This window comes from Streptomyces sp. NPDC055078 (assembly GCF_053607985.1).
The window spans coordinates 4589-11666 of sequence record NZ_JBSGUP010000030.1 but is presented as its reverse complement, the minus strand read 5'-3'; the positions used below and the strand labels follow the sequence as shown (position 1 = coordinate 11666).

General features: G+C 71.3%; 6 protein-coding genes. 1 reads left to right on the top strand and 5 read right to left on the bottom strand.

What is annotated here, in order from left to right; genetic code table 11:
* Positions 1 to 250: 250 nt before the first annotated feature.
* The 4 genes from ACWF94_RS04850 to ACWF94_RS04835 all read right to left on the bottom strand — a co-directional run bounded on the left by ACWF94_RS04850 (position 251) and on the right by ACWF94_RS04835 (position 4959).
* Positions 251 to 604 (bottom strand): YciI family protein, encoded by a 354-nt coding sequence (locus ACWF94_RS04850; RefSeq protein WP_453484719.1) that lies wholly within the window; start codon positions 602 to 604, stop codon positions 251 to 253.
* Between the two features lie 154 nt (positions 605 to 758).
* Positions 759 to 1508 (bottom strand): class I SAM-dependent methyltransferase, encoded by a 750-nt coding sequence (locus tag ACWF94_RS04845; protein ID WP_453484718.1) that lies wholly within the window; start codon positions 1506 to 1508, stop codon positions 759 to 761.
* Between the two features lie 164 nt (positions 1509 to 1672).
* Positions 1673 to 4084, bottom strand: a complete 2412-nt coding sequence (locus ACWF94_RS04840) for an MFS transporter (RefSeq protein WP_453484716.1) — start codon at positions 4082 to 4084, stop codon at positions 1673 to 1675.
* 419 nt (positions 4085 to 4503) lie between these two features.
* Positions 4504 to 4959 carry an SRPBCC family protein gene (locus ACWF94_RS04835; protein WP_453484714.1) on the bottom strand — a complete coding sequence of 152 codons (456 nt, stop codon included), beginning with the start codon at positions 4957 to 4959 and terminating at the stop codon, positions 4504 to 4506.
* Between the two features lie 176 nt (positions 4960 to 5135).
* Here ACWF94_RS04835 and ACWF94_RS04830 point away from each other — a divergent pair, with 176 nt between their 5' ends.
* The gene (locus ACWF94_RS04830) at positions 5136 to 6182 is read left to right on the top strand and encodes an Rv2578c family radical SAM protein (protein ID WP_453484712.1); all 1047 of its coding nucleotides are present in this window, start codon (positions 5136 to 5138) and stop codon (positions 6180 to 6182) included.
* A 24-nt stretch (positions 6183 to 6206) separates the two neighbouring features.
* Here the strand turns inward: ACWF94_RS04830 and ACWF94_RS04825 are convergent, their stop codons facing one another.
* The gene (locus ACWF94_RS04825) at positions 6207 to 6926 is read right to left on the bottom strand and encodes a hypothetical protein (protein ID WP_453484710.1); all 720 of its coding nucleotides are present in this window, start codon (positions 6924 to 6926) and stop codon (positions 6207 to 6209) included.
* Positions 6927 to 7078: the final 152 nt, after the last annotated feature.

Sequence of the window (7078 nt, the reverse complement as noted above, 5' to 3'; positions counted from 1 at the left end):
GGCTCCGGCACCGGCCTCGCCGCCCTCTGCATCGGCGTCGGCCAGGGCCTCGCCCTCGTCCTGGAACGCTGACCGGTCCCCGACCGCCGTACGGCCCGGGACCCCGCGAGATCGCCCCGGCAGGTCGGCCGGAGCGCCTGCCACGGGGACGTACGGGCCGGGCCTGGACGGGCACGCTCGCCCGTCCCGGCCGGACGGGCGAACACCGGCACCCGGCCGGGACGGACGCCGCGCCCGTGCCAGGGCCCGCTCAGCCCTCGGCGATCTCCCGGACCTCGGCAGTGATCGTCCAGTGCTCCGAGTGGATCTGGAGGAACCGCTTGGCCCATTCCACGGCCTCGGCCTTGTCCTTCGCCTGGCAGATGGAGTAGCCACCGATGACCTCCTTGGTCTCGGTGAAGGGGCCGTCGGTATAGCTCAGCTTCCCCTTCGACCAGGTGACCCGGGTGCCTTCGGCACTGGGGGTGAGGCCGGCCGTGTCCAGCATGACCCCGGCCTTGGTGATCTCCTCCAGGAGTGCGCCCATGCGCTCATCGAACTCGGGGCCGGGGTCCTCATCGGTGGCGTTCTCATCGACGCGGATCATCGTCAGAAAGCGCGGCATGGTGACTCCTCGGTCGGGGCGGGGGCTCTCCCCGCCTCTCATTCCTGCGTCGAACGGGGGACGGCGGAATCGACATCTCCCCGGTCTCTCCAGGAATTCTTCTCCAGAATTCTCCGCGACGGCCGGCCCGGGCGCCGGGGCGCAACCCGGCATCTCACCCGGTCCGGCCGATGACCAGCCATTTCGACGGTAGCGCGATCCGCGAGCCGTTCTCCTCGTACTCCGTCGTCGTCAGCGGCAGATCCCCCTCCGCGAGCACCGTCAGACCGGCGTCGGCGAAGAGCTGGGCCGGTTCCGAATCGGTCACCGCGCCCGGCACGATGCCGTGCCGCAACACCGGGCGCAGCTTGGGCGGGGGCCCGGACGGGGACTGGGCCAGTTGAGCCAACCGCAGATCCGCGGCCTCCGACAGCTCCACCACGAAGGCCCGCCCGCGCGCACCGAGCAGGGTGGCCACCGACTCGGCGAGGGCCCGGCGGTCCTGGGGGTCGGCCTGGTGGAGCACCCCCCGCATATAGACATTGCAGTCGCCCACCTCCGCGTGGAGACGGGCGACCCCCGCCGCGTCCGCCGCGTCGAGCTGCCGGAACCGTATCTCCCCCTCGTGGTCCCCGGCTCGCGGCGCACTCTTGTGCTGTGCCCTCGCCAGCTCTATCGCGGCGGACGACAGATCGACACCCAGTACCCGGGGGAACCGGCCGGCGAGAAACCGGGTCTGGGTGCCGTTGCCGCAGCCGAGGTCCACCAGGGTGAATCCCGGCTCGTCCACATGCGGTTCATAGAGCGCCAGATGCGGTCCGGCGGTGAGCGGGGGCTCCGCGTCCCAGATGACCTCCCCCGGTTCGCCGGATACCTCGCTCCAGAAGCCCTCCCAGGCGTCCCTGTACCGACTCGTCACGCTCATGACCGCTCCCCTGGCTATATGACATGGCGTCACGATGGGTCTATCGTGCGAGAGTTGTCCCGACAAGTGACCGGAAGGGGACTTGTCCGATCATACCTCCACCCTCCGGGCGGACGGCCCTCAGTCCCGGATCACCGGTTCCCGGATCACCGGTTCCCGGATCCTCAGTCCTCGTGGCCCAGTTGGAGATCGCGCTCGGTGCGCCCGCCGCCCGCGACCTGGAGCACGGTCGCGACCGGCGGATAACCGGCGGCGATCACGGTGTACTCCCCCGACGACAGATCGATGAAGCGAAAGGTGCCGTCGGTGCCGGTGGTGAGGGTGTCGACGACATTGCCCGCCGCGTCCAGCAGGGTGACGCGCGCGTCCCCGACGGGACGTCCGCCGCCGGCCCGTACGGTGCCCTTCAGCACCGCGCCGCCCGCGAGTTCGATGTCCTGCCGGGTCTCGCGCGACGCCTGCACACTCACCGGCAGGGCGGCGGGCCGGAACGCGGGAGCGCTCGCCGCGAGGGTGTACTCCCCCGCCACCAGCTCCGTGATCACATAGCCGCCCTCGCGCCCGCTGCGGGTGGCGGCGACGACATCGCCGCGTACATCGGTGAGGGTGACCATGGCGTCCCGTACGGGCGTGCCGTCGGCCGTCACCACACAGCCCGCGAGACGTCCCGCGCCGCCGAGGACCACATCCAGTTCGACGGGCCGCTCGCCGACGGTGACGGTGACCGCCTGCGGCTGATGACCGCCCGCCGCCGCGATCATGATGTACGAGCCGGAGCCCGGCGCGCTCAGCGCGTACCGCCCGTCCTCGCCGCTCGCGCCGCGCCCGATCTGCTGTCCCCGTACGTCGACAAGGGTCAGCGCGGCACGCGGCACGGTGGTGCCGTCGTGGTGCTGGACCGTGCCGCAGACCGGGACACCCGAGCTGTGCGCGTTCGCGCCACGGGCCGGGGGCACCTGGGCGGTGACATGGCCGGCGGTCTCGGCGGCGGTGGGGGCGTTGTGGGACACCAGCGGTTTCTCCTTGAGGAAGAAGGCGATGACGAGGCCGAGCAGAAGCACCGGCACGAGATAGAGAAAGATCCTCGGCATGGCGTCGGCGTACGCCTGGACATGCGCGTCGCGGACGGCGGGCGGCATGGCGCGGACGATTTCGGGGGTGATGGACTGCGGGTCCGGCAGCCCCGTGGCGCCGGCCGGCAGCCGGTCGGCGAGCGCGTCGCCGAGCCTGCTCGCGAAGAGGGTGCCGAAGACGGCGGCGCCGATACTGCCGCCGATCTGCCGGAAGTAGTTGTGCGCGCTGGTGGCGGTGCCGAGGTCGGTGGGCGGTACGGCGTTCTGTACGGCGAGGATCAGTACGGGCAGCACCAGACCGATCCCGGTGCCGAGTACGGCCTGCCAGATGCCGTACTCCAGCCGGGAGGTGCCGGTCTCCAGCCGCGACAGCAGCCACATGCCGACGACGGAGAGCGCGCTGCCCAGCACGGGGTAGATCCGGTAGCGGCCGGTACGGCTGATCAACTGGCCGGAGACGATGGACGCGATGACGACACCGGCCATCATCGGGAGCATCAGCAGCCCGGACTCGGTGGCCCCGGCGCCGTCGACCATCTGCAGGAACGTCGGCAGATAGCTGGCCGCGCCGAACAGCGCCACCCCGACGACGGCGCCGATCAGACTGGTGACGACGAAGACCGGATCCCGGAACAGCCGCAGCGGGATGATGGGTTCGGGGGCATACGCCTCGACGACCAGGAACAGCGCGGTGGTGACCGCGGCCCCGGCGGCCAGTCCGAGGATGACGCGGGAGTCCCAGGCGTGCTCGGTGCCGCCCCAACTGGTCAGCAGGATCAGACAGGTGGACGCGGCGGCGAGCAGCAGCGCCCCGAGGACGTCGAGCCGGGCGCGGGCGGTGGGCCTGGGGAGTTTCAGTACGGCGGTGACCACCAGCAGGGTGACCAGACCGAACGGGACATTGAAGTAGAAGCACCAGCGCCAGGAGACATGGTCGGTGAAGAAGCCGCCGAGCAGGGGTCCGGCGACGGACGCCAGGCCGAAGGCGGCGCCGATGAGACCCATGTACCGGCCTCGGTCCCGGGGCGGCACGATATCGGCGATGATCGCCTGCACGCCGATCATGAGCCCGCCCGCGCCGATGCCCTGGACGGCGCGGAAGGCGATGAGCTGGTCCATGGTGCGCGACCAGCCGGCCAGCGCGGAGCCGATGACGAAGACGACGATCGCGAACTGGAAGACGCCCTTGCGCCCGAAGAGATCGCCGAGTTTGCCGTAGACGGGCAGGCCGATGGTGGCGGTGAGGAGATAGGCGGTGATCGCCCAGGACATCCGGTCCAGGCCCTGGAGTTCCCCGACGATCCTCGGGAGGGCGGTGGCGACGATCATCTGCTCCAGCGCGGCGAGCAGCAGCGCGAGCATCAGGGAGAAGAAGACGAGCCGTACGCGGCGGGGGCTAAGCGGCCGGTCCGCCTCGGCCGCCGGGTGCGGGGGCGCCGGATCGGCAGGACCGCCTGCGGCCGGCGCGGGCCGCTCGTCCTTCACCAGAGTGATGCCGCCCACGTATCTGCTCCCCTCGGTCACCGTCTGCGCGGCGCCATTCTTCGCATTAGACGCCAAGGGGGAGCAAGCGCGTGATCAAGCGGGGTGGGGCGCGCACAGGGGGCCAACTGGCTCCCGAGGGGCGCGTGTCGGGCGCTCATCAGGGGCTTTCCCGCGGCACGTGGCGCAGGGGGCGCAGCACGGCGCCGCGGGGAAAACCACTCGATACGGTGAGTGTGACGATGGATCGGAAGGGTCGGTGAGGGTGAGCCTGGGTCGTTTCTGGTGGATCAGGCTGGGTCAGTGAGCGGGGTCTGGTGCCGTGCATCGCAAGGCGGAGGAGGGAGTCCACGCGGAGCGTCGGCGACTGACGACAACGCCGCGAGGCGCGGTGCCAGGGCACGCGAGCCCAGCAAGATCCACCAGAAGCGGCCTAGGGCCTACGCGTCGGTGGGCTTCTCGGTCTCGGCGGCGAGGTTCGCGAGGATGACGTCGTAGATGCGGGCGAGCCCCTTGGGGGCGAAGGTCCGTTCGAAGAAGCCGCCGATGCCGCCGGCGCCCTTCCAGACACTGGTGACGACCGCCTTGGACCTGCCCTCGCCCGCCGGGGTGACGGTCCAGGTGGTGACCATGGTGGAGTTGCGGTCCTTCTCGATCAGCCGTCCGTCGGTCGGCTCGGTGACCTCCAGCAGACAGTCCCGGACGCGCTTGCTGGTGGCCTGGAGCTTCCAGTGGACGAGGGTGCCCTCTCCGTCGCCGCCCTCCCGGACCTCGTACTCGCTGAACTGGACGGGCAGGAGCTTTGCGCGGGTGTTCTCGTAGTCGGCCAGGGTGTCGAACACCGTCTCCGCGTCCGCCGCGATGATCCGCTCCGTCGTGGCCTCGACCTGCGCCATTGCTGTTCCTCCAGCACTCGTGATGTTCGGGGGTGCCGCCAAAGAAAGCCCCTTGGGCGTGGCTTAGCCAACCATCTCGGCCCCGGGTGCCCAAATCCGGGGGCCGCGGTCATGGGGTTGCCATCAGATGGGAACAGGTGTTCTATTCAGGGACCCGCACCACCGAGGAGGCGCCCATGCGCTGGAACCAGCTGACCGAGAACCCCACCGGCACCGGGGAAACGGCGCTCTTCGGTACGTCCGCCGTGACCACCAGGACCTTCGACACGCCCGAATTCCGCGGCATCACCTTCCATGAGGTGCGCGCGCGTTCGATTCTGAACCGGGTGCCCGGGGCCTCCCGGATGCCGTTCGAATGGACCGTGAACCCCTACCGGGGCTGCACCCACGCCTGTGTGTACTGCTTCGCCCGCAAGAGCCACAGCTATCTGGACCTCGACACGGGGATCGGCTTCGACTCCCAGATCGTGGTGAAGATCAACGCACCCGAGCTGCTGCGCCGCCAGCTCCGCTCCCGGCAGTGGCAGGGCGCGCATGTCGCGATGGGCACGAACGTCGACTGCTACCAGCGGGCGGAGGGACGGTACCGGCTGATGCCGGGCATCATCGGGGCCCTGCGCGACCAGGCGAATCCGTTCTCGATCCTCACCAAGGGGACGCTGATCCTGCGCGATCTGGAACCGCTGGTGCAGGCGGCGCGGGTGACGGAGGTCGGAATCTCGGTCTCCGTCGGCTTTGTCGACCACGCGCTGTGGCGCACGGTCGAGCCCGGCACCCCATCGCCCGAGCGCCGCCTCGATGTCGTCCGCACGCTCACCGACCACGGCCTCGGCTGCGGGGTGCTGATGGCCCCCGTCATCCCCTTCCTCGGCGACGGTCCGGACCAACTGCGCGCGACGGTACGGGCGATCGCCGCGTCCGGGGCGACCTCGGTCACCCCCCTCGTACTGCATCTGCGGCCCGGGGCGCGCGAGTGGTTCATGGCCTGGCTGCACGAGCACCACCCGCATCTCGTCCGCCGCTACGAGCGGCTGTACGCGGAGGGGGCATACGCCCCCAGGTGGTACCAGCGCCGGATCACGCGTCTGGTCCATGAACTCGCGACGGAGTACGGCATCGGCCCGGCCGGGCCCGGGATGCCGCGCCGGATCCGGCCGACTGAGCATTCCGGGCGTGCCGAGCCGGACCGGATGCCGGGGCCGACGCAGCTGACCCTGCTGTGACCTGGGCGAGCCGGGCGCGGCCCCTCACCCGGCGGGCGTCGCCGTCCCCGCCGTCCCGGACCCAGCGGCCGACCCGGCCGACCCGGCCGTCGAAGCCGTCGAGGCCGTCGCCGAGGACTCGGCGGTCGGGGCCCCGTCCCGGACCCAGCGGCCTGCGGCGGTGTCGTAGTCGTGGGCGGGCCTGCCCCGGATGCCGCTCGTGCGGAACGGCCGCCCGTTGTCGTCGATCCGTACGGTGCCCGAGCGGTCCCCGCCGCTCCACTCCAGCTCCAGATACCAGTCGCAGTCACAGCCGGCCGTACGGCTGCTGACCAGCAGGACCTCCGGGTCCCTGGCCGAGACCCGGTAGGGGAACGACACGGCGGGGATCGCCACACCGGAGTCGCTGCCCGCCATGGGGCGCGCGACGGGACGGGACTTGTCGAGGTCGACGTCGAAGAGCCGGGGTGTGATGGACCCGCCGCAGCCGAGACTCATCCGGTAGACATTCCCCCGCACCGGGGCCCGCTTGGCGGTCACCCGCACCCGCAGCGCCTGGAGCACCACCGCCTGCTCGCTCCGGCCCTGCACGGTGATCCGCACCATGGTCCCGCCGCCGTGCACCGCGCCGACGGCGCGCGCCCAGGGTTCGGCGTCGGACTCGGAGGGCGGCGGCGGGACGGCGGCGGGGGCGCGGTTCACCAGGTACGCGTGGTCGCAGCCGTTCTGCCAGATGTGCTGGTCGGCACTCAGGGTGAACGGCACAGCGCCGCCCGGTGGTCTCGGGGCGGCGGGCGGTGCGGTCGTGCTCCCCCGGGGGACCTTCCCGGTGGAGCGGGCCGACGGGCCACGGGACGTACCGGAGGCCGTCGCACCGGGAGACGTGGCCGCCGATGGCCTGGGGCTTCCCGACCGGG

What these genes read in the sequence shown, in the direction of transcription:
- ACWF94_RS04830 (WP_453484712.1), top strand. Translation starts at nt 5,136, where the DNA reads ATGCGCTGGAACCAGCTGACCGAGAACCCCACCGGCACCGGGGAAACG.
- ACWF94_RS04835 (WP_453484714.1), bottom strand. Translation starts at nt 4,959, where the DNA reads ATGGCGCAGGTCGAGGCCACGACGGAGCGGATCATCGCGGCGGACGCG.
- ACWF94_RS04850 (WP_453484719.1), bottom strand. Translation starts at nt 604, where the DNA reads ATGCCGCGCTTTCTGACGATGATCCGCGTCGATGAGAACGCCACCGAT.
- ACWF94_RS04845 (WP_453484718.1), bottom strand. Translation starts at nt 1,508, where the DNA reads ATGAGCGTGACGAGTCGGTACAGGGACGCCTGGGAGGGCTTCTGGAGC.